Source organism: Acidithiobacillus ferridurans, assembly GCF_003966655.1.
GTDB lineage: Bacteria > Pseudomonadota > Gammaproteobacteria > Acidithiobacillales > Acidithiobacillaceae > Acidithiobacillus > Acidithiobacillus ferridurans.
This window is the reverse complement of sequence record NZ_AP018795.1, coordinates 384,692-408,999: the sequence shown is the minus strand read 5'-3', so window position 1 is coordinate 408,999 and position 24,308 is coordinate 384,692. Positions and strand designations below refer to the sequence as shown.

Genomic DNA, 24,308 nt, shown 5'->3' with positions numbered 1-24,308 from the left:
CAGGGCGGGGTTTTTGTAACAGTAAAAATTTCCAAAGTCAACAATGTTGAGAGATTTTCCCACAGGCTGCTATATTGGTCAGCAGGCAGATAGAAAAACTATGTGGTGCCATGAGGCAGGCCATGATCCAACATCTGAAGATACAGGCGGGCCGCAACGTTTACCGGCTACGCAAATAAACCGTAGAGCCCGCCTTTGGCATCATCAAATCGGTGATGGGATTCCGGCAGTTCTCCCTGCCAGGCGTCGATAAAACCATCTCTTCACTCCTTCCACCGCCATCAGGTACACGACGACCATGGCCATAAGTATCGCGAAGAAATCCATCGGCAGTGCTACAAATCCCAGCGTGGCGCCTATCGGGGTCAAAGGCAGCAGGGCTGCTACGGCAACCACGGCTAATGAGGTTCCCACCAGCAAAGGGTGCGGACGGCTGGTCAAGGGATTAAAGCGGGTACGAATGACGAATATTACCAGAACCTGGGTGGCGATGGATTCAATGAACCAGCCGGTGTGGAACATCTCCTCACCGGCATGGAAAACGTGCAACATGACATAAAAAGTGAGGAAGTCGAAGAGCGAACTGATCGGGCCGATCACCATCATGAAGTTGCGAATGAAGGCCATGTCCCACTCGTGAGGGCGCGATAAATAGCTTTCATCCACATTGTCCAACGGGATCGGAACCTCCGAGAGGTCGTAAAGGAAGTTGTTGAGCAGGATCTGTACCGGCAGCATGGGCAAAAACGGGATGATCAGGGTAGCACCCGCCATGCTGAACATATTCCCAAAATTGGAGCTGGTGCCCATCATGATGTACTTCAGTACGTTACCGAAGGTGCGTCGCCCTTCTCGAATGCCTTCGTACAACACATCGAGGTCGCGTTCGAGCAGGATCATGTCCGCTGCATCTTTGGCCACGTCCACCGCGCCGTCCACGGAGATCCCCACATCTGCGGAATGGAGCGAAGGAGCGTCGTTGATGCCGTCGCCGAGAAAACCTACGACATGCTGGCGTGCTTTGAGGGCCAGAATAATGCGGTTTTTCTGGGTGGGGGTGACGCGGCAAAATAGGTTCGCCTCCTCCACCAGCGCCTGCAGGGCAAAGTCGTCCATCCTCTGGATCTCGGCGCCGGTCAGGACCTTGTTCACAGGCAGCCCGATCTGCGCACAGACATGACGGGTGACCAGGTCGTTGTCACCGGTGACAATCTTCACTGCCACACCGCTTTTGGCCAAATCGCCAACCGCACGGGCCGCCGTTTCCTTTGGGGGATCCAGAAAAGCGGCAAAGCCGGCAAATACCAACTCGGTTTCATCGCCCACCACTGCGTGGGGATGGTCAAGTGGCACTCGTCGCCAGGCGATACCTAGCACCCGGAAGCCATTCTGTCCCAATTCGTCGCACAACGCCCCTGCCCGACTCCGTGCCGGTGCGTCGAATGGCGTTTGGATCCCGTCCGCCTCATATGCCACGGCAAGTCGAAGTACGTCCTCGGGAGCACCCTTCACGACCAGAAGCCGTCTATCGTTTTTTTCCACCAGCACGGAGACCCGCCGCCGCTCGAAGTCGAAGGGTGCTTCATCAATTTTTCGCCAGGCGCTGACGTTGATTTCTTGATGGGAGAGAATGGCATCGTCCAGAGGGCTTTTCAGACCAGTCTCGAAGTGGCTGTTGAGATAAGCTAATTCCAGCACCCTTTCGCTCTCTCGCCCCATGGGATCCACGTGGTGCTCAAGCCGGATGCGCGCCTCGGTGAGTGTTCCCGTCTTGTCCGTGCAGAGCACGTCCATCGACCCCAGATTCTGTACCGACGCCAAGCGTTTCACGATCACCTTTTTCCGAGCCATCCGAATAGCCCCGCGCGCGAGGGTTACCGAAACGATCATCGGTAGAAGTTCTGGCGTGAGACCTACGGCCAGGGCGACGGCGAATAGAAAGGACTCCAGCAGGGGGCGGTGAAACGCGGTGTTGACGAAAAGCGCGAACAGCGCCAGAAAAACCGTTAGACGCATAATCAGCAAGCCGAATTGGCGTGTGCCCCGTTCGAAGGAAGTGGGGGGCGCCTTGCTGGCCAGGCTGTCGGCGATCTCGCCGAGGGCGGTGCCCAGACCGGTGCGGCAGACCAGGATAGTTGCCTTGCCGCTGATGACGGAGGTGCCCATAAAGGCCGCATTATCGGCGGCATCCAGATCTGCCTTGTCGGAAAGCTCGATCGCATGCTTTTCCACCGGGTACGGCTCGCCGGTGAGGAGCGCCTGGTTGACAAAAAAATCCAGCGCCTCGATGAGTCGCCCGTCTGCGGGGACCGAATCGCCTGCGGCCAGCAGCACCGTATCTCCTGGCACCACCTCGAAAATCGGAATGTCACGCGGACGACCATCACGCAGGACCGTGGCGCGCACGGCGACGGATCGCTTGAGTCGCTCGGCCGCCTGCCCAGCGCGGTATTCCTGCACGGTGTCCAAGGCCACGCTCATCAACACCATGGCGCTGATGATCAGGAAGCTGGCCCTGTCGCCTGTCACGGCAGAAATCGCGCTGGCGACCAGAAGGATAATGACCAAGGGATTGCGAAAGCGGGAGAGAAACAGCCGGAGGAGCGTGCCGCGCAGCGCGGGCCGTAGCGCGTTCAGGCCGAAAGACGTCAATCGCGAAGCGGCTTCTTCCGTCGTTAAGCCACGAGGGCTGGTATGGAGCGCATGAAAAAGATTTGGCAAAGGCTGCCGCCAAAAGGCCGCTTCCACTTCCGTGGGCTCAGACTCAGACATGGCTCACTTTGTTTTATTTGGTCGGGGCGAGAGGATTCGAACCTCCGACATCCTGCTCCCAAAGCAGGCGCGCTACCAAGCTGCGCTACGCCCCGTCGCGGAGGAGAATAGCCGCTCGCCCCGCTGCGGTCAATCGAGGCGCGAGAGACGACGGCGCAGACGGTCCAGTTCGCCGCGGGCAAGAGCAATACCGTCATTCAGGCGTTGGCGCTCTTTGTCACTCAGTTCCTTGCCCTTCTGCACCAGTTCTTCGCTATAAATGGCGATGGTATCGAGCAGTTCCTCAACTCGCTCATTTATCCGCTCGCGCGACGCGACGACGCGATCCCAGGCCCGATTGGCCTGCCGCCGCAATTGCTCGCGAGTGCGGTCGCCCGTCTGCGGAGCGAAGAGCAGAGCCGTGACCGCGCCCGCTACCGCACCTGCCAGCAGGGCGATCCCCAAGGCGCTGTAGCCCATGCCATTGTCGCTATCGTTTTCAAAATTCATCATGATCAGACTCCTATATCAGGTGATGACAGTGGGGGCCTTGCGACCCGTGAGGGTTTCGATTCGGCTGAGATTCCTACCGACCTGGATCAGATCGCGCAGGGTACGTTGCGGATCCTGGTGCTGGCGCAGCGGGTCTTTCTCCAGATGCTCGTGATATATACGCAAGGTGGCACCTTCGGTTCCGGTACCCGATAGGCGGAATATCAGCCGGGCACCGTCGGCAAAGAGCAGACGCAGGCCCTGATGCGCGCTGATACTACCGTCGATGGGATCGGCATAGGCAAAGTCATCCGCAATGAGGATCTCCCGTCCCGCCAATGTCTGACCAGGGAGCACCGGCAATTGGGCGGCAATGCTGTGCATGATCTGTTCCCCGATTTCCGCCGGAAGGTTCTCGTAATCGTGGCGGGTGTAGTAATGACGCCCGAAACGCTGCCAGTGCCGGGTGACGATCTCCGCCACCGGTTGTCCGGTATGAGCGATCACCGAGAGCCAGGCCAATACGGCCCAGATCCCGTCTTTTTCACGGATGTGATCCGAGCCGGTACCAAAACTTTCCTCGCCGCAAAAGGTGATTTTGCCCGCATCCAGCAGGTTACCAAAGAATTTCCAGCCGGTGGGCGTTTCATAATGGGCGATACCCAGGGCCTCGGCCACCACATCCGCAGCCTGGCTGGTGGGCATGGAACGGGCGATGCCTTTGAGACCCTGACGGTAAGCGGGGATTGCGGTGGCATGTGCCGCGAGTACTGCGAGTGAATCACTGGGGGTCACAAAAAAATGGCGTCCCAGGATCATGTTGCGATCCCCATCTCCATCGGATGCGGCGCCAAAGTCGGGTGCGTTCTCTGCGAAGAGTTCGTCGGCCAGGGGCTTGGCGTAAACCATATTCGGATCTGGATGTCCGCCCCCAAAATCCGTGAGGGGGGTGCCGTTGACTACCGTGCCTGCCGGTGCCCCGAGCAGCTTTTCAAAAATCTCATGGGCATAGGGGCCGGTAATGGCATGCAGGGCGTCGAAACGCATCCGGAAAGGCCCCTGCATGAGTTGTTTCAGCGCGTCAAAATCAAAAATGCGGGCCATCAGTTCTGCATACTCGGCTACCGGGTCACAGACTTCTATCTGCATGTCGCCCAGCCAAAAGGTGGCAGCGTGGTCAATGTCGACGTCCGCGCCGTCCAGTATCTGATAGCCCTGGATGGACCTGCTCGCAGTCCAGATGGCGTCGGTGAGATGTTCCGGAGCGGGACCGCCATTGGCCGTATTGTACTTGATGCCAAAGTCCTGGTCGGGGCCCCCCGCGTTATGGGAGGCGCTCAGGATGATGCCGCCGTGGGCGCCGCGGGCGCGGATGACGGTAGAGACCGCAGGCGTGGAGAAGAGCCCACCCCGCCCCACAATGACCTTGCCCCAGCCGTTGCCCGCTGCCATCCGGAGGATGACCTGTATGGCTTCGCGGTTATAAAACCGCCCGTCACCGCCGAGCACCAAGGTTTTCCCGGCACGATCCGGAATGGCGTTGAAGATGGATTGCACGAAATTTTCAAGGTAATGCGGCTGCTGAAACGCTTTGACCTTTTTACGCAGGCCAGAGGTGCCGGGGCGTTGGTCGGCAAAGGGTCGGGTCGCAATCTGCAATACCGCCATGGCATACCTCAGTGGTCAAGTGGAACGTCAACTCTCAAACTATAGCAGGAAAGCGCGGATCACAAGGCAAAGCCCTGGGTGCGCAGGAAATCCCGGCTGGGAAGCGCACACTGGTTCATCAGATCGATACGGTGTGGATTGCGGCGCGCACGTCGCGCCCAGATCCGCGGATTGCCCAGCCCGGCTGCCGCATAGACCTGTTCGGACGGGAAGAAGCAGGTCCGCAAAAACTGCCGGAAAACCTCGCGCAGGACGGGGCTGATCAGAAGTTTTTTCGCCCGGCTCATGGCCTGGCTGCGCATCTGGATAGTGGTGCGCGCGAAGGCCATATGGCGGGCTTCTTCGCGCATATGCACATGGGTGATGGTCAGCACCGCAGCGGGTAACTCTTTGTGGGCGAAGATGATACGGTTCACGCGATCGGGCACGTTCTCGCCGATGAGGATGGTAGCCCAGAAAGCGGCCGAGCCTTCCGGCGCGTAGCGGGCGAAAAGACGCGCCAGTGGCGGGCGCTGGCTCAGCGGTGTCATGAAGGAGCGCTGTGAACGTCGCTGTAGCTCCAGAAACATGAGGCTGTGCCCCACTTCTTCCCGCAGTTCGTGCAACTGATAGTGGTAACTGACCGGGTCGCGGTACATCTCCTGGAGTGAATTGGCGCCAAGGCGTTGGATAAAGAGTGCTTCCAGCCACAAGCCCAACTCGCAAAAGGAGACGAACTCGACCTGGGAAAGGCGGACACGCTCCTCCGGACTCAGCTGTGAGTATTCAGGCAACCCATACAGGGACAGCAACTCTTCCGGGAGCCAAGCCGCTTCCGCGTCGAGGCTTTCCCAGGGGACTGTCTGGACCGGGTCCCGGTAGTGACTGCTGTGCTCGCTGAGCCGGTTGACCAAGGCGTCATGGTGCCGCTGGATCTGCGCTTGCGCAGGAATATGATGAGCAAAGTTCATAAGCCATTCTGCCACGGACGCTCAGCCGCTCCAAGGGTGTATCGGGCTCCGTCCGCAGGTATTACGCACTTGGTTTATCGCGTGACGTACGTCATAGCGAGGCTGCCACTTCAATTTCTGCCGGGCGCTGGAAATATCGACGATCAGTGGATTTTCCAGTACCTGCAGCCAGCCGGGATCGCCAAGACGAGTGCTGAGGGGCCGCAGCCACCTGTGCAGACCGTGCAGTTGCGTGGGTGAAAGGGGCAACTGCCAACGGCGGGGAATGCTGGACCAAGAGATAGGATCAGGCGCCGCGATGTTGAAGATGCCTTCCTGTCCATAACGGAGCGCGGCCAGTATTGCGCTGGCCGCGTCGTCTTCATGGAGACACTGGATGGGCAGGTCCGGATTGCTTAGTCGCAGTCCGTAAGAACTCGTCGCAATCTCATTCACCAGGGCCTGCCCATGGGGGCCGATAATGGCGTGCAAGCGCAGGCGGGTGACAGCGGTTTTTTTCTGAGCAGCCGTGAACCCATCCAGCCACTGCTCCAGTGCGGCCTTATCCTCACTGTAGGCAAAACCGGGTACTGGCCGACAAGGTTGGTTCTCGCCGATGGGAACCGGATTATCCGGCCAGGCGCCATAGGCGGCCACACTGCCGGAATAGACGACTTGCGGTACGCCGGCATCTGCGGCCGCAAGGAACAGGTGCTGACTGCCGTCAAGATTGACCTGGCGCATTTCCGCACGCCAGCGCTGCTGCGGTCCAAGGCGAGGGCTGAGTACCATAAAGGCAAGATGGATGACGCAATCCACGCCAGTCAGGTGCTCCGCCAACTGTGGGTCACGGATATCCAGAGGCAGGTAATATAGTTTGGGATGCTGCAATGCCGGCGGTCGTCGGTCCAGGGCGATAATCCGGCGGATATACGGCCAGGCGAGCAGGGCCGGCAGCAGAGCCGCTGCCGTATGCCCAGCCGCGCCGGTGACCAACACCTGCATCAGTGGGGGGAGGGGGTGCGCAGGGCCGGCAGTACTTCATCGGCCAGCAGGCGCAATGAGCGCTGGGTGACCTCGCTGGGGACCATCCCGGCACCTACGGCCAAAATCAGGCGATTTACCCCTGCCCGGGCATAACGGGCCAGCCGTCGGCGACAGGTGTCCGGGTCACCGACGACGACCATGCCCATGGTCTCCAGTAGTTGCAGGCTGAGGCCGCGGCGCAGCAGCGGCTCCAGAAAGCCGAGACGATGGTAGTATTCATAGCTTTCGCGCAGCTGTACCAGAACCGGTCGCGTCTGATCCAGAAGTCGCTGGTAATACCAGGTGAAACCTTCCGCCAGCCGACGCGCCTCGGCAGCATCTTCCAAACATAAACAACCTATGGTCATGGCGAAGTTCCCATTTTGGCCCGCCTGCACAGGGCCGTCTCCGTGCTGCTCTCGCCAGGCCTTTTTATAGGCACGTAGATCCTGTTTGATCAGGAACCAGGGTTTGAACGGCCCGGAAAGCACGCCGATGGCCTCTTGTGCCGCCCACTGGAAAGTCGCCGGACTCACGGCCGCCACCCACAGAGGAGGGTGAGGCTGCTGGAGAGGCTTGGGAAGAATGTCCAGCTCACTGAAGTCGTAGAGTTTTCCGTGATGGCTGAAAGCACCGCCGCCGGCCTGGCGAAGGATTTGCAGCCCCTCCTGCAGGTGCAGCCTGCTGTCCGCCATCCGATTGCCGAAAATCTGATATTCCTTGGGAGAAAACCCTCGCCCAATGCCCATCTCCAGACGGCCATGGCTGAGAATATCCAAGGCGGCGGCGCGCTCCGCAACCCGGATGGCGTGATTGTAGGGCAGGACGACGACGGCGTGCCCGAGACGCAGATTCCGGGTACGCTGGCTGGCTGCGGCAAGGACCGTTTCTGGAGCACTGGAGTGTGAGTATTCCCGCATGAAATGGTGTTCCACCAACCACGCGCCGTGGAAACCCAGGGTATCGGCGAGACTGAGTTCATCCAGCGTTTCATGATAAACCTGAGCCTCACTGCGACCCATATGGGCGGGTACGGCGAGTTCGTAAAAGAGATCAATATCCACCGCGTTGGTGCCTCCAAAAAAATGCCGCAACCGCCCCGCGCCAGGCTGCCGACCGGCTGCAAGCGGCCATCTTAACATTGGCGTGGTTGCGTCTGCACCGTGTCGGCAAAGAAGCCGCGGCAGTGGGTGTGCCCACTACCGGCACCTATTCAGTGGCGGAGTTTCCAGCCCCAGAGCCTGGAAAAGGTGTCTGCGGGAAAAGTCGTTCGCGATAATAAGTCAGTTCGGCAACAGATTCGCGAATGTCGGCCAGCGCTTCGTGGCGCTCGGCCTTGGAAAATCTGGGCAGGTGCGGATACCAGCGGGTGGCGAGTTCCTTGACGGTGCTCACATCGATCATCCGATAGTGAAAAAAACGTTCCAGCCGCGGCATCAGGCGGGCTAAAAATCGGCGATCCTGACATACGCTGTTGCCGCAAATCGGTGATGTGCCGGTGGTAACATGCTGGTGCAGGAAGTCCAGGGTTTGGGTTTCTGCGGCGGCCATATCCAGGCGGCTGTCGCGGACCCGCTGCAGGAGGCCCGAAGTGCTGTGGGTACGCTGGTTCCAGTCATCCAGAGCCGCGAGCACGAATTCCGGTTGATGGACGGCCAATACCGGCCCTTCGCAGAGAATCCTCAGACTATCGTCCGTGACCAGCGTGGCGATTTCCAAAATCTGATCCTGTTCCGGCTGCAGACCTGTCATCTCCAGATCGATCCAGACGAGGCGGTGTGCTTTGGGGTCCATGCGGCATCCTTGATGAGCGAATGCACCTAGTATACCATTGCTTCCGGGACATAAAAAAAGACGGACCAAAGGTCCGTCTAATAGCCGCAAAACAACCGCTACAAAACCATTTCAAACTAAGCACTGCGGCCTTTGGTCGTCAGTGCGCTAAATCCTGTTGGACGATCCCCCATCTTTAGAATGGGGTTGGGCCTTGGCCCCGTGCCATGGGATGTAGACTACGGCCCTTTTGTTTCTGGAATATTTCCGGTCTAAAATGATTTTCTGGGCGGTCTGGTGCCGGATCCACCTGCGGTTTTTTGGCCCGAGACATAAAAAAAGACGGACCAAAGGTCCGTCTAATAGCCGCAAAACAACCGCTACAAAACTCGTATCGCAGCCCATCTGTCTAATATCTGAGATGCTTTGGACTGCCCGACTTATTCGCTCCGCTCAATCTTTTGGTTTGGATACCGATGCTGCCTGTGGTGTATACTGTATCCATCATATTTCGAGAATATTTCCGGAAAGCGTCTTCCTGCTGGTTTGGTATCCTGATGCAGGATGGTACCCGTTTTCAGGATATTGTGAGGCCGGGATGGCAGTGGTTTTGATAGTGGATGATGATCGGCGGCTTGCGGAGATGCTGCAGGAGTTTCTTCAGGCCCAGGGCCTCGCCGTACTGCTCGCCGCCAATGGGCAGCAGATGCGTCAACAACTGGCGGCGGGGCCGGTGGACGTCATCGTTCTGGACTGGATGCTGCCGGGGCAGGACGGCATCAGCCTCGCCAAAGACCTGCGCAGCAAGGCAGGGCCTCCCATTCTGATGCTGTCTGCCCGTGGAGAGGAGGACGAGCGTATTCTCGGGCTGGAAAGCGGCGTGGATGACTATCTGGCCAAGCCGTTTAACGCGCGGGAGCTGCTGGCGCGGCTGCGGGTGCTGCTACGCCGCAGCGGGAAGGATGAGGGCAGCGACAAACTCAGCTTTGGCGACTTCTGTCTGCATGTGGCGGAGAGGCGACTCTACCGGGGCGACGCCGAGGTCGATGTGAATCCTGCAGAGATGGATCTGCTCCTGGTCTTTGCACAACGACCACGCCGAATACTCAGCCGCGATTTGTTGCTGCAATTGCTGGGTGGGGAGGAGGACGGCCGTTTTGATCGCAGTATTGACGTGCGGGTGACGCGCCTGCGCAAGGTGATCGAAGAAAATCCCCGGCAACCCCGCTTTTTGCAGACCGAGCGTGGCGCCGGATATCGCTTCACTCCATCCTCATGAGTTCGCAGGGTGGGCGCAGATTGTTTTCCCAGACGGCGTGGACCCTGGGGCTGGGTATCGTCGTTCTGCAGGTTCTGACGCTGTTGATTGTTGTTGCCACGGTGCTGTATCCCTTGGCCGAACGTTCAGCGGAGGATCTCGCCGGATTGATTGTGATCAGCGCGAAAACCTATACCGAACTGTCGCCTGAAGATCGTCCTGCTTTCTTGACCAGTTTGTGGGCAGATAACGGAATGGAAATTGCCAAACATCTTGACCGTTCGGTATCCCACACCCATGGTCACGTCTATAGCTGGCTGCTGAGCCGGGCACTCTCCCGACGCCTGGGTGCGCCCGCTAGGGTGTATGTACTGGGAGGAAGTACCCATACCTTCTGGGTACCCGTTCCCATCGGCGGACACAAGATCTGGGTATATTTTGATCGTCGACGCCTGGTTTCCTCCCTCCCCGTTGCGATGATTTTTGTGATCGTTTTTTCCACGCTGGCATTGTTGGTACTGACCATGATTCTGGTACGCCGGGTCTTGCGGCCTTTGGAGGTGATTTCGAAAGCCTTGCGCGGATCGCTGAAGGCCCCTCTGCCGAGTCTGCCCCAAGGTGGTGCTTATGAGTTCCAGAACATCCTCAACATTTTCGCCGACCTGCGAACCCGTTTGCAGGCGATGATCAACCATCAGTCGTTGCTGCTGACCGGGATTTCCCATGATCTGCGTTCGCCGCTGGCGCGTCTGCGCATGGCCTGGGAGCTGCTGCCGGACAACACTCCGCAGCACCTGCGGGAAGGTATGCTGCAGGATATTGAGCGGATGGATGCGCTACTGGCCCAATCGCTGGCGTTGGGGCGCGGTATGTCGGCGAAGGTCGCGGATTTTGATCTGATGGTGTTGCTGGCCGAGGTGGGGGCGGATTTCGAAAGAGAGGGCGGTCACTGGCAGGCGACTTTGCCGCGCCGTTATCCCTTCCGGGGGGATCGGGAGGCGCTGCGCCGCTTGCTGTCCAATTTGCTGGACAATGCGCTGCGTTACGGCGGCGGGAGGGTGAGGGCGGAGTTCCAGAAAACTCAGGGACGCACCCAGTTGCGCCTTTGCGATGAGGGGCCAGGGGTTCCGGAGGCGGATCTAGAGACCGTTTTTGAGCCTTTTATCCGCTTGGATGACGCCCGGGGACATGGGGAGGGCAGCGGCCTGGGTCTCGCCATCGCCCGCCAGCTCGCAGAGGCACAGGGAATGCGCCTGCGCCTCTTCAACGATGTCGGCGGTGGGCTCTGCGCGGAATTGTCCTGGACCGCATGACCGTTCCGGTGGGGGCATCCAACATGCGCTTGGTTTTACGCAGTAATGTGCCCGGAAAGATGGTCTATACTGAGGTGTTTACCGGTCAACGATGGCGATGCTCAGGAGGGTGAAATGAACATATCGAAGGTCTTGACGGGTATGATCGTAGCGCTGGCTCTGGGGGGGTGCGCGACGGTAACGCCGGTGAGTGGGCAGTTCCCGTCCGTTACGCCGCGTCAGGCGCAAACAGGCGCGGAAAACGGCAAGCTGGTGCGTTGGGGCGGCACACTCATCAAAGCGCAGCCGAAGGCTCAGGAGACGTGCTTTACGGTAATGGCGCTGCCGCTGCGTCAGGATGGACGGCCTTACAAGGGTGGGGAAAAATCGGATGAAGGGCGGTTTATTGCCTGTGCGCCCGGGTTCTACGACCCGGTGCTCTATGCGGCGGGACGGGAGCTTACCTTTATTGGTACCGTGACCGGGGTGCAAGTGGAAAAGGTCGGCGGGTATGATTATCCCTATCCCCAACTGCAAGCCAGCACCGTGTATTTATGGCCGGTGGAGGTACCGCAACCCGCTACGAGTGCGGTGTTTATCAACGGTGGTTGGTACGGCGGACCCTGGGGACCGTGGGGGCCTTGGGGGCCGTGGGGCCCATGGGGTTGGTGAGGTGCGGCACGGCGTCTCGGTTTTCCGCCTACCGGGTGAGTCCGATGCGTCTTGCCTGGGGCGGCCAGACGATTTACTATACGGCTTGGTATTTTGCCGGGATGGCGGAACTGGTAGACGCGCCGGACTCAAAATCCGGTGGTGGTGACATCGTGTCGGTTCGAGTCCGACTCTCGGTACCATTATTAAGTAGGTGGGCGTTCGTGGAAGTTCACGAGCGCCTTTTCTTTTAATGGCTTCGTGGGTTTTTCCGTTCGCCGTGGTTCGCTCTGGTTCGGAGGAGGAATAGTTATGCAACTCGTGTTGGTGCGACACGGCAAGGCGGAAGACCCGGCGGCACGGTCGTCTGATCTTGAGCGGGAACTGACCACTACAGGACGTTCGACGGTAAAGGGGATGGCGCAAGGATTGCGACTTTGCGTGTCAGGGAAGGTCGTGATCTGGACCAGCCCCTTGCCACGTGCTCGCCAGACCGCCGATATCCTGGCCAACGCCTTTAAGGTGAAAAAGGTTCGGGAGCACGACGCCATAGCGGCGGGCGATCTGGAGGTTCTCGCCAGCGATTGGCGGGATCTGGATCCCCAGCCCAAGGCCTTGATCCTAGTCGGGCATCAGCCCCACCTGGGAAACTGGGCAGAACGCCTCACTGGTGCCGTGCTGCCGATCAAGACCGCAGCGGCGCTGGCGGTGGACCTGGATGAGGACGGCGCGTTGAGCGGTATGCTGCGCTGGTACGCCCATCCCAAGGTGCTGGCCAGTCTTGCAGACCGTTGAGCCGGGAAGCGGGACCAATATCCTAAGCCGACCCCGGACACCAGCATTAGGTGCGGTGGGTAATTCTAAAAATGCGGTTAATTCCGGTAATGCTGAGAGAGTGACAAACTCCAGTCTCAGATTCCGTAGGCCCTGGTTTGCCACCCGCAATTCATTCTCGGCGCAGCGAACGGTATCGCGGATGTGGATGAAGACCGGGGTTTGAAATGGCGAAGAACCGGGTTGAGACAGGTAAACCTGAAAAGGACTTGCGTTGATTTCTCCATGGATGTGCTCCATACTGACTCTGTTTTTTGCGGCAACCTGTATTTCAAAGTGACCGTTCCAGAACTCTTCGAATTTCTCTACCGCTATCGAACTGCACTTAGGCGTTGCACGTAAAATAAAATTTCTTGCAACAATTCTGTGTGGCATTATCCAGTCCACAAGCGTTATTGAATTCTCTGCAACTAGCTGTTAATAATACAAAAAGATATTGAAAGAGCCTATAAGTTCTCATGAGGAGATTCGTCGGATGCGCGAGATAGAGACACGCCAACCCAAGAAAGACTGGCGATTTATTTTGATTGCAATTGTCGCTGGGCTCGGTGGATTGCTATTTGGCTACGACACCGGTGTCGTCGCTGGTGTTCTCTTGTTTTTAAATCAAGTTTTTCACTTTGATGCAAGCATGAAGGGGCTATTTGTTGCAATCGCACTGGCCGCTGCCGCCGTGGGCGCAGCATTTGCCGGAGCACTTGCAGATGCTTTTGGACGTCGCACCGTACTGATCGTTGCCGCCGTTCTCTTCTCAGCGGGTGCGATTTTGGCCTCAGTGGCTTGGACCATACCCCTTCTCTTCCTGGGCCGGGTTATGGTAGGAGCCGCCATTGGGGTATCTTCCATGATTACCCCTCTGTACCTATCAGAAATCACAGCGGCGCATTGGCGCGGTGCCATTGTAACCATTAATCAATTTTATATTACCGTGGGTATTTTTGTATCTTATCTGGTTGATTATATGCTCTCTGGTGTCACCGATGGTTGGCGATGGATGCTGGCAATCGGTGCCATTCCCGGCTTTATCTTGCTTGGGGGAATGATGATCCTGCCGGAAAGTCCTCGATGGTTGGCGGGGCGTGATCTCATAGAAAAGGCGGCGGCAGGGCTTCGTTTTTTGCGGGGACGTCAGGACGTTTCCGAAGAGCTTGGAGATCTACGTCGCGATGTTGTTGAGGGCAGCCATCGGGCAGCGCCCTGGTCGTTGCTGCTGAAACGTAAGGTCCGTAAGCCCCTTATCGTCGGTATCGGTCTGGCAGTTTTTCAACAAATAACGGGTATCAATGTGGTTATTTATTTTGCACCGACCATTTTCCAGGATGCCGGTTTATCTTCGGCTTCAGCTTCCATTCTCGCCACCGTGGGTATTGGTGCCGTCAATGTGATCATGACAAGCGTCGCAATGCGGTTATTGGACACCGCCGGTCGTCGCAAAATGCTGCTTTTTGGTCTCTATGGTATGCTGGTCAGTCTTATTTTTATTGGTACTGGATTCATGATACAGCTTCACGGCGCACTGACTTATATCATCGTGGGTATGGTTGCTATCTTTGTCGCTTTTTTTGCTATTGGCCTTGGACCTATTTTCTGGCTAATGATCTCTGAGATTTTTCCGCTCGCTATCCGGGGTAGGGCCATGAGTATTGCAACCGTCGCTAATTGGGTCTCAAACATGGTGATTTCCGGTATATTCCTAGACTTGTTATTGATGATTGGACGCGGCCCTACTTTCATATTTTATGCGTCAATGACTGTTTTGGCGATCCTATTTACCCTATGGATTGTACCAGAAACAAAGGGTAAGACCTTGGAGCAGATCGAAGATAGTCTATAATTTGAAGCTCGGATTTAGGAATCTGGAGGACGAAGGGATGCGCGGGGCTAAAGTGGAGACACAGAGCATGTTCAGCTATCTGTCGCCGGAACAGCGGGTTCCTGCGGATCATCCTCTACATGTCATCCGGGTGATTGTGGACCTGTCCCTTGCGGAACTGGGTGGTCATTTCAGGCGCATCTATTCACACCTTGGCTGTCCTTCCATTCCCCGGAGCATCTCCTTCGTGCCTTGCTGCTGCAAGGCTTTTACAGCATCCGCCCCGAGCGACGACTGATGGAGCAGATGGATTACCACCTTCCGTTCCGCTGGTTCGTGGGGCTGGGGTAAGAAGAATTCCATGATTAAAAATTATAAATGTGGATTTCGTAGAGCGCTTTCCGGAAGAAGCCCATCCAGAAATAGTCTGGCTTGTAGTATGGTCGTATTATGTGCCATTGGTCTTGGAATGTCCACATTATCCACGGCGGGGACGCCCTCAAGTTCTTTGATCCCTTCCAATACCCTCATCGACAGTGCTATTTCCAACAGCAAAATTTCCGCGATGTTGGGGATTATTAATTTCAGCTATCTGAATCATGCGCATACGAGACAAGACACGCATTCGCTGGCTCTGGGTGGTCATCTATATGTGCATAGTCCACAATTTGCAGGATTCAGTCTGGGGGTCGGTGGAGATTTTGCCACCTGGACCGGTTTTTATCAGCATGAAGATCCGGAACTGACTGGCCCTTATCCCAGTCATGGCATCGCCATAGTGCGTCAGGCCTATTTGCAATATCACCATGGTCCTTTTATTATCCGTGCTGGCCGTCAGTTTATCGATACTCCTTATGCCAACTGGGATGATTATACGTATAATCCACGGGCTTTTACTGGCATCAGTGCAGTCGTGGACATTATCGGTCATCCCAAGGATGAACAGTGGTCTGGCAACAGTCCTTTAGCTATTGGTGGTTCACCCGCGACACTGAGCTTCATGGCTGCACGTATATACAGTTATGCCAGTCGTTTCAGTGCAACGTTCACCACGGGTAATCGTTATACCAGTGCGCATACCAATGGTTTCTACGTGTTAGGAGCACGCTACCAAACCCCATTCCTAGGCAATCATCTGGAACTCCAGGTCTGGGATTACCATTTTTATGGTTTTGCAAATATGTGTTACGGAGACGCTGAAATCAGCCGTCCGATCTCCAACGGCGTTTTCTTGTTCGGGAACTTCCAGATGGTTTCCGAAGGAAGTTCAGGAGTAAGTACAAGCTTCTTGAATGCGCTAAACGCAGATTCGGTAGATGCCCATATTTACGGCGGTCGAATCGGGGTGAAATTCGCTAGAAATTATGATGATAATGTGGCTCTGGTAGCAGACTATAGTCCCAGAAATTATAATTCTTTTCGCCATGGCGGCATGGTTCATCCGTACAATGATATCAGCGGGACACTTTATACCACCACCATGCAAACCGGTATTTCGGATTATGGTCCTGGGTATGCGTATGGTATAGCGTCCAACTTTGGTTTTTTTGCCAACCGGCTCAAGTTTAACGCCAGCTTTATTCGGTATCTGGTTCGTTATGGCTTTGGGGGGAGTGTTTACTCCTATAATGGTGCATACGGCTTTCCAACGGGCGAAGCTGTTCCTAATCAGAAACTCTGGTCCATGGATTTGGGCTTTTCCTATGATCTTTCCAGTATTCTTAATGGGCTTTATATTGCTGATTATACTGATATATCTATAGCACAAAATGAGGCTGGTTATGCACATTATCAGAACCCGTATTTCAGTAATCGCTTTTACTTCAAATATCGCTTCTAAGGAAATACTTCGAGAGAAAAGCAATTCACGACCCCCGATTATGTTCTACATTGAGGCTATTGCAGGGCTGGGTGGGCTGGACTGACTTCTTGTTTCGGGTTGCTTCCCTGGCCAAATAGTGGCCCTGCCTTCCGCCCACGACGGAACCGCCCCAGAAAACACAGCCCAGGATTTATCCTCGCACCATCACCCCATCTCTCTACCACGACCGGCCTATCCAGCGCCGGTTAGCACCTAATTGGCGGTCCAATTCCTATGTCCACCTGGGAAACAACGGGCCAACTCTCCCGGTAGTGTGGCTGAGTTTGTCTCGAAATAGACTTGGTACCCGTCATCCACAGTGCCCGTAACCGTGACGCGGGTGGGGTGTCTGGCAGAGGCGAGGCAGACGGCTTGCGGGTTGGCGGACAGGACATGCTCAACGCCGTGGTTATGGCCGGTTTTTTCAAGTAGGGCTATTTTCAGCATCAAATCGGGTGTAAGCACGGCACGCAGAGCTTCGTCATGCTGCGCCAGCCAAGTGGGAAGGCGCGTGAACTGGCGGGCATGTGGTTCAGCCAAGTATATTGGTCGCGGTTTTGTGCGCGCAGGGTTCCATTGGGCGCGAGTGAAAGGCAGGGTAGCGAAGGCGAGATGGTGGCGTGGCTGGTGTTTCATAGCGATACCACCTGCAGACCGAAGGCCTCGGCGGCGCGACATTGGCGGGCATCGGCCGAGATGAACACTTCGGCGGTGCAGGCGAGGGCGGCGCCCAGGTGGATGGCGTCCATGCCGCGCAGCGTGTGGTTTTCCAAGGCTTTGACGGCGTGCTGGAGGACCTGGGGAGTGGTATCGCAGATCAGCGCATCGGCGATGTCGAGCATAAGGGCGCGCTTGATGATCTGGTATTGCGCCTCCGTCAGGCGTCCTTCCCGTTGCAGACGGCAGAAGGCGGAGATCAGTTCAGGCACGGCGATGACCGACAGTGCCAGTTCGCTGGCCCGTTCGCACCACGCCAGGACGTCAGCAGTGCCGGTTGCGTCGATGTAGCGCTTGGCAAAGGCCGACGAGTCGAAATAGACGCGCATCAGTCTCCGCGCTCGTCGAGGATGAGCCGGCTGATCTCCTTGCCACCGATGGCCAGTGGGCGCGCCGGACGCTGCTTCCACGAAGGCAGTTGCGCCGGGATGGGGTGAATTTCGGCGATGAGTTTGCCGTTGCGCAATACGCGCACCGTCTGTCCGCTCTCGACCAGATCGAACCAGGTCTTGGCGTGGTTGCGTAATTCGGTGAAGGTGGTTTCCGGCATGAATGTACTCCCGTCAGATGATGTACATCAAAGTGTACATTACAGAGCGTCCGGCAACAACACGTAGACACCGATCACGTCCACCGGCAGGCAGGCGCTGACGTTGTATTGGCCGACATCGCGCGCCGCCGAGTTCGACAGTTAATCTCGCAACTTAGTGATATCCTTGGTGACGATTTGAAAACGCTTATATGGATGCCTCCATGTTCGTAAGATGGTTTTCGACTTCTGACATGTTGAGGTCTGGTTGCTGCCTTATATCCGGTCTTTGATGCAGGTTCTGAAAATATCAGAAGGGGGCGGCGCCAAAGCGACGCGCGGAGGGCAGAGCCTTGCGCCCAGGACGGCCTTGCAACGGCGCAGGTCCCGCTGACCAAAAAGATCGTTCCGCTATAGGCAGATAACCGATCCAGCGGGTGTGCCGGGCCTTGGTTTATGGTGTTCATGCGGCTACCTCCTAACAAATGCCAATCTTTTGCCACCTGGAATGGTGACAATATTAGCAGTCCAATGTGACAGCAATGCGTCACTGAGGTGACTTTTTGGTGACAATATGCACCTTTGTCTTCCGCGTTCGATATAAACCTGTCTCTGGAACCCATGAAGGCGCGGAATGGAGACTGGCTGGTCGGTGTGGATGTTCATGGGTGAGCTGTGATAGGATTTCAGACAATAGCGAAGAAGCCCGGTTCTGCCGGGTTTTTGTCACTATTTCTTGGATTGGAGCTAGGGGGTTGGCATGGCGACGCAACGGCGGTTGGCGTGGTTGGCGGTAGTGGGTGTGGTAGCAGCTCTGCCGCTTGGTGGTTGCGTGGCGCTTCTCGCGGCCGGGGCTGGTGGTGGGGCCGTGGCCTATGTGGAAAATGGCGGGGTCGCCAATTTCTACGCCTACTATCCGACGTCGGTGACGCGGGTCAGTGCAGCGTCGAAGGCGGCATTCGGAGAAATGAGCATCCACTATAACGGCGAAATCCGCAAGAGTCCGTCCGAGTATCTGATCGAGGGTACCACCACGGACGGCCAGACCGCCAAGGTAACGCTGACTTCCATGGCCACGGATGTTACCAAGGTCAACATCCGTATCGGGACTTTTGGCGACAAGCCACTATCTTTGCAGTTCCAGAAGCTGCTTTCGCAACGGCTGGGCATGACCGCCAGTCCTCAGGCCCCGGCAGGGGTGGTATTGCCTCAGACCAGCAGTCAACCAGCGGCGCCGCAACAGCCACAGCAGCCGCAACAGCAAACCATCCCGCTTCAGTAATTCACTGATCTTCCATGCCTGGCTGGAGTTGCCGGAGACCACTGCGGTCTCCGCAAATCCTGTGTGTTGCAGTACGTATGGCGCTGGGTTTTTGTCATAAAATTGTCATTGTAGTTTCATAAAACTGTCATATTGTGGGTATATCCTGTCATAAGGTCCAGTTTCGGCAGGAAACCATGATGGCCATACCGCAAGGCAGCACAACGAATAACAATGTGGAAATGGATCCGCTTTATCAGGCACGCATTCTGCTGCTGGCAGAAACGGCGCCGCCGAGTGGGCTTATATTCCGCCTGCAGGGATCGGGCGCCTTCCTGCGCACGACGAGCGCAATGAATGACGCCTTTCAGCTTGTTACGGGATGGCACCCGGCCCTGCTGATTCTGCAGGACTGGTCTGCCCGATTTGCGCCGTGGCTCATGGAATTAAGCGCTTACCCGGTTTGTGCCGGTTTGCCGGTGCTGGCTATCGGGGTGGATGATGACGCAAACGCCATGTCCGCTCTGGATGCTGGAGCGAGCGCGTATGTATCGACCCCGTGTAGCGAGACGTTGTTGCTGGCGCAGGCATCGGCGCTGCTGAAAAAAAACCAGCACTGGAAATGCCTCCCGGTAGAGCGGGGGTCGCTGATCCAGGTCAATCCGGGAAGCTGTCGGGTATGGGTGAATGGGGAAGAAATACGTCTGAGTCGACGACTTTTCCGGTTTCTGCACTATTTGGCATTGCACCCGGATCGGACTTTCTCGCCCCAAGAAATTGCCAATGTATTGACGGACGGCCGCAGCCTCATCCAGGAAAATTCGGTGGCGGCTCAGGTGCATCGTTTGCGCAAAGGTCTGGAAAAGGCTGGCGCTGCGGAGTGGCTGGAAACGGTACATGGGTTTGGGTATCGCCTGAGTTTGCCGCCGAAAAACGCCATTGATGTAAATTTGTCATAACAGGTTCATAAAACTGTCACATTGATTTGCTATGGTACTCCCTCCGGTTAGAGAGGGAGTCCTTATGAACCTGCAATATCTCATTCACCTCGCCAATTATTCAGATGGCGTTCTCTACGTGCTTGGCGCGCTGTTATTGGTCGAATTGTCCGTTATCGTGGACCGGTTCTGGTTTTTGCGGCGCACCATCCTGCGTGGGCTGATCTTTGTACATGAACTGGGCAGCCATGGTCGCCTGGATCGTGACACGCTGAATCAGATGGCTGATGGGGCGAGTGATCTGCCCGAAGCCTCGTTGCTGCGTATGGCTGCCTCCCATCATGGGCAGGTGAAAGGCGAAGGCCTTGCCAGCCGTCTTGAAGAAAGTGTGCTGGTGTTGGCGCCGCAACTGGATCGCCGTCTGTGGTTGCTGGACACTATCATCACCTTGGCGCCGCTGCTGGGTTTGTTCGGCACGATTATCGGTATGTTCCACGCTTTTTCGGTGCTGGCCACTCCGGGACACGCGCCTACGGCGGTCACCGGCGGTGTGGCTGACGCGCTGGTCGCCACGGCAACTGGCCTGTTTATCGCCATGCTCGGTCTGATGGCCTTCAATGCCTTCAATAACCAGGTGCGGCAGATTCTCCTGCAACTGGATTCCGTAAAGACCATGCTGATCAATCGGATGGACGGTCAACCCATGATCACGCCGGACAACGGTGAGCAGCAACGCAGTGAAATGTTGTCTGTGGCGAGGGCCAGTTGATGGAGCGCCGTTATTTCGAGCAGAAGAAGGGCCGGGTGGAGATCATCCCCATGATCGACATTATGCTCTTCCTGCTGGTGTTTTTTATCATGATCACGCTGCAAATGATCCCCGACAAAGGGCTGAGTCTGCAGTTGCCCAGGTCCAGCCAGGCGCAGCAGCTTCCGCATCCGCACTACACCATCAATATCGATAAGGATGGATCGGTGGATGTGAAGGGTCACCACTATGATCTCGACGGCCTGCAGAAAATGCTCGCCGGTGATGGTAACCCTGCGAAGACCCAGATCACCATCGCTGCCGATAAGGGCGTGCCTTTTCAGGATTTCGTCCATGTGATGGATCGCTGCCAGAAGGCAGGAGTGAGTGATATCGGGATTGCCGCGAAAGCGCGTGGTTAGGAAAAACAAGGAAGGTAATTGGTGAATACAATCGTTGGTAATCCATCCTGGACGCCGCCGCCACTAAATACGAATAAAGAGCATTTTGGCCGGGCATTGTTGGTCGGCGCGGTATTGGAGGCGTTGCTGGTGGGCGGATTGATCTGGGTGGGAAGTAATACGCCACCCCCCCAGCCGGTCGTAAAGAAAATTATTGCAATCCACATGATACAGCCGGTTCCGCCGAAGCCGAAGCCGAAGCCGGTACCTCCGCCGCCAAAGCCGATGGTGCATCCCAAACCGCTGCCGCGTCCCGTTCCGTTGCCGAAACCAGTGGTGCATCAAGTGCCTGTGCCCAAACCGCTGATAGCCAAAACACCGTTGCCTCTCGCACCGGTGGCACCGCCTAGGCCGCCGGTGGTCCCACCGCCACCGCCGCCGCCCGCGCCCAGCATGGCCGCACGTCAGGCAGCGCTAGCCGAATACGCAGCCCTGGTGCGGGCCCAGGTTCAGGCGGATGCCCATGTGCCCGAAGCGATCCGCCTGATGCATTTAAGCGGCACCGCGATCATCACATTCCGGCTTGCGCCTTCGGGTCGATTGCAGTGGGCGAAAATTTCCCGATCCAGCGGGGCTGGGCCCATCGATAGGGCGGCATTGAAGTCAGTGAAAGAAGGACAGTACCCGCCCTTCTCCAAAGATATGCCGAAGCATGCCACCAATTTTACGGTAGAGGTGCATTTGTCAGGACGCGCTTCCTAGTATCCGTCGGCTATATGGGCGGATACTTGCCAATCATTAATGGAATCAGGAGTTTTTTTCATGGAGCGACAGAATCGCCGGCAGTTTTTGAAGCGGCTGGGGCTGGGGAGTGGTGCAGTTGTCGCTGCTCCGCATCTGCTGGGGGTGGCACGTGCGGCAGGCGTCAGCGGAGAGCATCTCCTGCGTCAGAAGATCGAGCATGTGGTGGTGATCTTTCAGGAAAATCGCAGTTTCGATCATTACTTCGGTACTTTCCAGCCGAAAAACGGACAGCAGGTCGTCAACCTGCTGGATGGGCAGGGACAGTTGGATCCGCGTTTCCTCGGCTTACAGAAAAACCCCGCGGGCATCGCTTATGATAATCTTCCGTTACCTGCGGAAATTCCGGGTTTTCAGAATGTGCAATTGCCGAACCAGCCTTTTCACATGGCGCCCTATATTCCGGTCAGGGGCAATGTGCATTGGGATCCTGCGCATCGCTTTTTTCGTATGATGGCGGAAGTGCACAACGGCAAAATGGATCGCTTCGTGGCTCTGGCGGGTGGCAGCAAAACCCTTTTGTCGCGGGACGAATTCCGGAAAATGAGCCCCGAGCAGATCGCCTTCGATCTGGCCCGCCCCAGCGGCCCGGTGCTGGGCTACTATACTGGCGAAGATTTGCCCTTCTATCATCAGGTGGCGCACCAGTACACGCTCTTCGATCATTTCTTTCAGGCTATGAGCGGCGGCAGCACCGGTAATGCGCTTTATCTGGCGGCCGCCCGTTCCTGTATCCATCCCCACGCACCCAGGGAGGTCTGTGCGCCCTTCGATCCGAAGGAAGCGGGTCTGGAGCACCGTTTCTTTGATCTGCCCTATGACCACCAAAAAGTGCTGGTCAACGACCTGCCGCCGGTGCAGGGACCGACCAACGCGGATGCCGTGAAGGCGCTGAAGATATCTCCGCCGCCGGAGGCGCAGACCTACGACAATATCGGTGACCGTCTGGATGGCGCCAGAGTGTCCTGGGCCTGGTATAACGAAAATTGGGACCGGGTGAAGCCATGGGCGCTCAAGACCGCGTTTGGTCCCGGCGACGGCTCGGCGGTGATCGATACGGGTCAGTTGTATGTGGCCCACCATAATCCCTTCCAGTATTACCCGCGCTGGCCAGAATATGTGAAGAACGGTCACATGCGCGATAGCGAAGACTTTCTCGCCGACGCCCATGCCGGCAAGCTGCCCGGTGTTTCCTTTGTCAGGGCCAGTGCCGCCCATGACGAACACCCGGCTGACTGCGCACCCGCCTACGGTATGGAATGGGTGGAGCAACTGGTGCGCGCCGCTGCGGATGGTCCGGCCTGGGACAAAACCGCCATCTTCATTACCTATGACGAAGGTGGTGGCTTTTGGGATTCGCTGCCGCCTAAAGTGGTGGACGACTATGGATTTGGCACCCGTATTCCGGCCCTGCTCATCAGCCCCTGGGCGCGGCAAGGGTTGGTGGATCACCACCTCGCCAGTACGGCGAGCATCCTCAAATTCATCGAAACCCGTTTCGGTCTGCAACCCCTCAACCAACGCGACGCCGACTCGTATGACCTGATGGGGGCTTTTGACTGGGATCAGCGGCCCCAAGGTTTCCGCATCTGATGCTTACCCGGCGGACGCGATGACTTTCTCCAGTGCGAGGAGGTACAACCCGTTGACTCTGGGGATGCCGTAGCGGACATCATCCGGGAAGGGCAGAGTAGCGCCGGTAAGCCGGTAGCCGCGCCGCTGATAATATTCCGCCAGTTCCGGACGTTGTTTGATGATCCATAGGCGCATGCGCGTCGCCTGCCAGGTTTCCCGGGAATATTGCTCCGCCGTACGGAGCAGCGCTTTGGCGATGCCCTGATTCTGCCACGCCGGAGTCACGGAAAGCATTCCGCACTCGGCGACCGCCGCTGTGGCAAGTTGTACATGACAGCAGGCGATGATCTCGCCTTCTTTCGTGGCCACCAGGAAACCACTGTCCGGTTTGTCGGAGAGTTTTTCCAGCATCGCCACGTCACAGCGCTGGCCGCCCAGCAACTCTGCTTCTGTAGTCCACCCACCTTTGGCAGCTTCGCCTCGATATACACTATTGATGAGCGCGCAAAGGGCAGTCATTTCTGCTTTTTGCGCCATACGGAAAGAATATAACGACTTTGAATGTGCCATTTCGATTTCCTTACATTGTGATCCCGTGGTCATCTATGACGCTTCCAAATAATAGCGTCATTTGTCACAATTTTATTGTTAAAACTTATTAATAATGTCATATTCTGGTGCTGCAATACTGCGCGGTTGCGGAGCACAAAATATGGCGGAAACTTCGTTGCCGCGCAGGCGAGTACACCGGTTTTTGTCGGTGCCAGCGTGGCGGCCAAGTTCTAAAGTCTGATTGGTATCTGCAGATTATCCGGCAGCCTTACAGTCACCGGGTTGCTCAGGGGATCAGGGACGCCCCGGCACTGACCATATCCCCGGTCGCCGATGTGGTATCGGAGACGGCAGCACAGCTCGCCAGTGATCCGAAAATAACCAGGAGGCCTGCAGTGCGCATTATGAAACCGATGATATGGATTTTATGAGCCATGG

The 24,308-nt window shown here is 56.8% G+C and carries 23 protein-coding genes, 2 tRNA genes and 1 pseudogene; 14 read left to right on the top strand and 12 right to left on the bottom strand.

What is annotated here, in order from left to right; all coding sequences use genetic code 11:
* Positions 1-204 precede the first annotated feature (204 nt).
* From mgtA to orn, 8 genes are all read right to left on the bottom strand, one after another.
* Positions 205-2,772 carry a magnesium-translocating P-type ATPase gene (gene mgtA, locus AFERRID_RS01990; protein ID WP_113526575.1) on the bottom strand — a complete coding sequence of 856 codons (2,568 nt, stop codon included), beginning with the start codon at positions 2,770-2,772 and terminating at the stop codon, positions 205-207.
* Positions 2,773-2,790: 18 nt separating this feature from the next.
* Positions 2,791-2,867 (bottom strand) — tRNA-Pro (locus tag AFERRID_RS01985).
* Between the two features lie 34 nt (positions 2,868-2,901).
* Positions 2,902-3,264: a YtxH domain-containing protein gene (locus tag AFERRID_RS01980; RefSeq protein ID WP_113526576.1), complete on the bottom strand. Its 363-nt coding sequence runs from the start codon at positions 3,262-3,264 to the stop codon at positions 2,902-2,904.
* A 15-nt stretch (positions 3,265-3,279) separates the two neighbouring features.
* Complete coding sequence (locus AFERRID_RS01975) at positions 3,280-4,911, bottom strand: alpha-D-glucose phosphate-specific phosphoglucomutase (protein ID WP_126604273.1); 1,632 nt, start codon at positions 4,909-4,911, stop codon at positions 3,280-3,282.
* A 59-nt stretch (positions 4,912-4,970) separates the two neighbouring features.
* A complete protein-coding gene (locus tag AFERRID_RS01970; RefSeq protein ID WP_113526578.1) occupies positions 4,971-5,861 on the bottom strand; it encodes a diiron oxygenase in 891 nt (296 codons plus the stop codon).
* A 21-nt stretch (positions 5,862-5,882) separates the two neighbouring features.
* The gene (locus AFERRID_RS01965) at positions 5,883-6,845 is read right to left on the bottom strand and encodes an SDR family oxidoreductase (protein ID WP_113526579.1); all 963 of its coding nucleotides are present in this window, start codon (positions 6,843-6,845) and stop codon (positions 5,883-5,885) included.
* A complete protein-coding gene (locus tag AFERRID_RS01960; RefSeq protein WP_113526622.1) occupies positions 6,845-7,930 on the bottom strand; it encodes an LLM class flavin-dependent oxidoreductase in 1,086 nt (361 codons plus the stop codon). The genes AFERRID_RS01965 and AFERRID_RS01960 overlap by 1 nt, the downstream gene beginning before the upstream one ends.
* A 145-nt stretch (positions 7,931-8,075) precedes the next feature.
* Entirely contained in the window at positions 8,076-8,660 is a 585-nt protein-coding gene (gene orn, locus AFERRID_RS01955; protein ID WP_113526580.1) for an oligoribonuclease, read from the bottom strand.
* A gap of 577 nt (positions 8,661-9,237) precedes the next feature.
* Here orn and AFERRID_RS01950 point away from each other — a divergent pair.
* The 8 genes and pseudogenes from AFERRID_RS01950 (at position 9,238) to AFERRID_RS01915 (ending at position 16,327) form a co-directional block, all read left to right on the top strand.
* Complete coding sequence (locus AFERRID_RS01950) at positions 9,238-9,918, top strand: response regulator (protein WP_113526581.1); 681 nt, start codon at positions 9,238-9,240, stop codon at positions 9,916-9,918.
* Positions 9,919-9,938: 20 nt separating this feature from the next.
* Positions 9,939-11,210: an ATP-binding protein gene (locus AFERRID_RS01945; protein ID WP_225981794.1), complete on the top strand. Its 1,272-nt coding sequence runs from the start codon at positions 9,939-9,941 to the stop codon at positions 11,208-11,210.
* Positions 11,211-11,324: 114 nt separating this feature from the next.
* Positions 11,325-11,861 carry a Slp family lipoprotein gene (locus AFERRID_RS01940; RefSeq protein WP_113526583.1) on the top strand — a complete coding sequence of 179 codons (537 nt, stop codon included), beginning with the start codon at positions 11,325-11,327 and terminating at the stop codon, positions 11,859-11,861.
* A 95-nt stretch (positions 11,862-11,956) separates the two neighbouring features.
* Positions 11,957-12,043 (top strand) — tRNA-Leu (locus AFERRID_RS01935).
* Between the two features lie 109 nt (positions 12,044-12,152).
* Positions 12,153-12,635 (top strand): phosphohistidine phosphatase SixA, encoded by a 483-nt coding sequence (sixA, locus tag AFERRID_RS01930; protein ID WP_126604272.1) that lies wholly within the window; start codon positions 12,153-12,155, stop codon positions 12,633-12,635.
* A 514-nt stretch (positions 12,636-13,149) separates the two neighbouring features.
* Entirely contained in the window at positions 13,150-14,508 is a 1,359-nt protein-coding gene (locus AFERRID_RS01925) for a sugar porter family MFS transporter (RefSeq protein WP_126604271.1), read from the top strand.
* Positions 14,509-14,545: 37 nt separating this feature from the next.
* Positions 14,546-14,835: pseudogene (locus tag AFERRID_RS01920) on the top strand (transposase); the annotation flags it as partial.
* A gap of 13 nt (positions 14,836-14,848) precedes the next feature.
* On the top strand, positions 14,849-16,327 hold the full coding sequence (locus tag AFERRID_RS01915) for a hypothetical protein (RefSeq protein ID WP_225981793.1): 1,479 nt from the start codon (positions 14,849-14,851) through the stop codon (positions 16,325-16,327).
* A 653-nt stretch (positions 16,328-16,980) separates the two neighbouring features.
* Here AFERRID_RS01915 and AFERRID_RS01905 read toward each other — a convergent pair.
* A complete protein-coding gene (locus AFERRID_RS01905; protein ID WP_113526586.1) occupies positions 16,981-17,394 on the bottom strand; it encodes a type II toxin-antitoxin system VapC family toxin in 414 nt (137 codons plus the stop codon).
* Positions 17,394-17,615, bottom strand: coding sequence for a type II toxin-antitoxin system Phd/YefM family antitoxin (locus tag AFERRID_RS01900; protein WP_113526587.1), 222 nt, complete (start codon positions 17,613-17,615; stop codon positions 17,394-17,396). Before AFERRID_RS01900 ends, AFERRID_RS01905 begins: the two co-directional genes overlap by 1 nt.
* A 739-nt stretch (positions 17,616-18,354) precedes the next feature.
* Here AFERRID_RS01900 and AFERRID_RS01895 point away from each other — a divergent pair.
* From AFERRID_RS01895 to AFERRID_RS01870, 6 genes are all read left to right on the top strand, one after another.
* Positions 18,355-18,876: a DUF3568 family protein gene (locus AFERRID_RS01895; RefSeq protein ID WP_113526588.1), complete on the top strand. Its 522-nt coding sequence runs from the start codon at positions 18,355-18,357 to the stop codon at positions 18,874-18,876.
* A 176-nt stretch (positions 18,877-19,052) separates the two neighbouring features.
* Positions 19,053-19,814, top strand: coding sequence for a winged helix-turn-helix transcriptional regulator (locus AFERRID_RS01890; RefSeq protein WP_225981792.1), 762 nt, complete (start codon positions 19,053-19,055; stop codon positions 19,812-19,814).
* 64 nt (positions 19,815-19,878) lie between these two features.
* Positions 19,879-20,562: a MotA/TolQ/ExbB proton channel family protein gene (locus tag AFERRID_RS01885; RefSeq protein ID WP_126604270.1), complete on the top strand. Its 684-nt coding sequence runs from the start codon at positions 19,879-19,881 to the stop codon at positions 20,560-20,562.
* A complete protein-coding gene (locus AFERRID_RS01880; RefSeq protein WP_126604269.1) occupies positions 20,562-20,963 on the top strand; it encodes an ExbD/TolR family protein in 402 nt (133 codons plus the stop codon). Before AFERRID_RS01885 ends, AFERRID_RS01880 begins: the two co-directional genes overlap by 1 nt.
* Before the next feature lie 21 nt (positions 20,964-20,984).
* Positions 20,985-21,704 carry a TonB family protein gene (locus AFERRID_RS01875; protein WP_126604268.1) on the top strand — a complete coding sequence of 240 codons (720 nt, stop codon included), beginning with the start codon at positions 20,985-20,987 and terminating at the stop codon, positions 21,702-21,704.
* Between the two features lie 60 nt (positions 21,705-21,764).
* Positions 21,765-23,336 carry an alkaline phosphatase family protein gene (locus AFERRID_RS01870; protein WP_126604267.1) on the top strand — a complete coding sequence of 524 codons (1,572 nt, stop codon included), beginning with the start codon at positions 21,765-21,767 and terminating at the stop codon, positions 23,334-23,336.
* A 3-nt stretch (positions 23,337-23,339) separates the two neighbouring features.
* On the opposite strand, the gene AFERRID_RS01865 is transcribed toward AFERRID_RS01870, so the two are convergent.
* Both AFERRID_RS01865 and AFERRID_RS15105 read right to left on the bottom strand, forming a co-directional pair.
* Positions 23,340-23,888 carry a GNAT family N-acetyltransferase gene (locus AFERRID_RS01865; RefSeq protein ID WP_172959318.1) on the bottom strand — a complete coding sequence of 183 codons (549 nt, stop codon included), beginning with the start codon at positions 23,886-23,888 and terminating at the stop codon, positions 23,340-23,342.
* A gap of 268 nt (positions 23,889-24,156) precedes the next feature.
* A complete protein-coding gene (locus tag AFERRID_RS15105) occupies positions 24,157-24,306 on the bottom strand; it encodes a hypothetical protein (RefSeq protein ID WP_172959317.1) in 150 nt (49 codons plus the stop codon).
* Between the last annotated feature and the right edge of the window lie 2 nt (positions 24,307-24,308).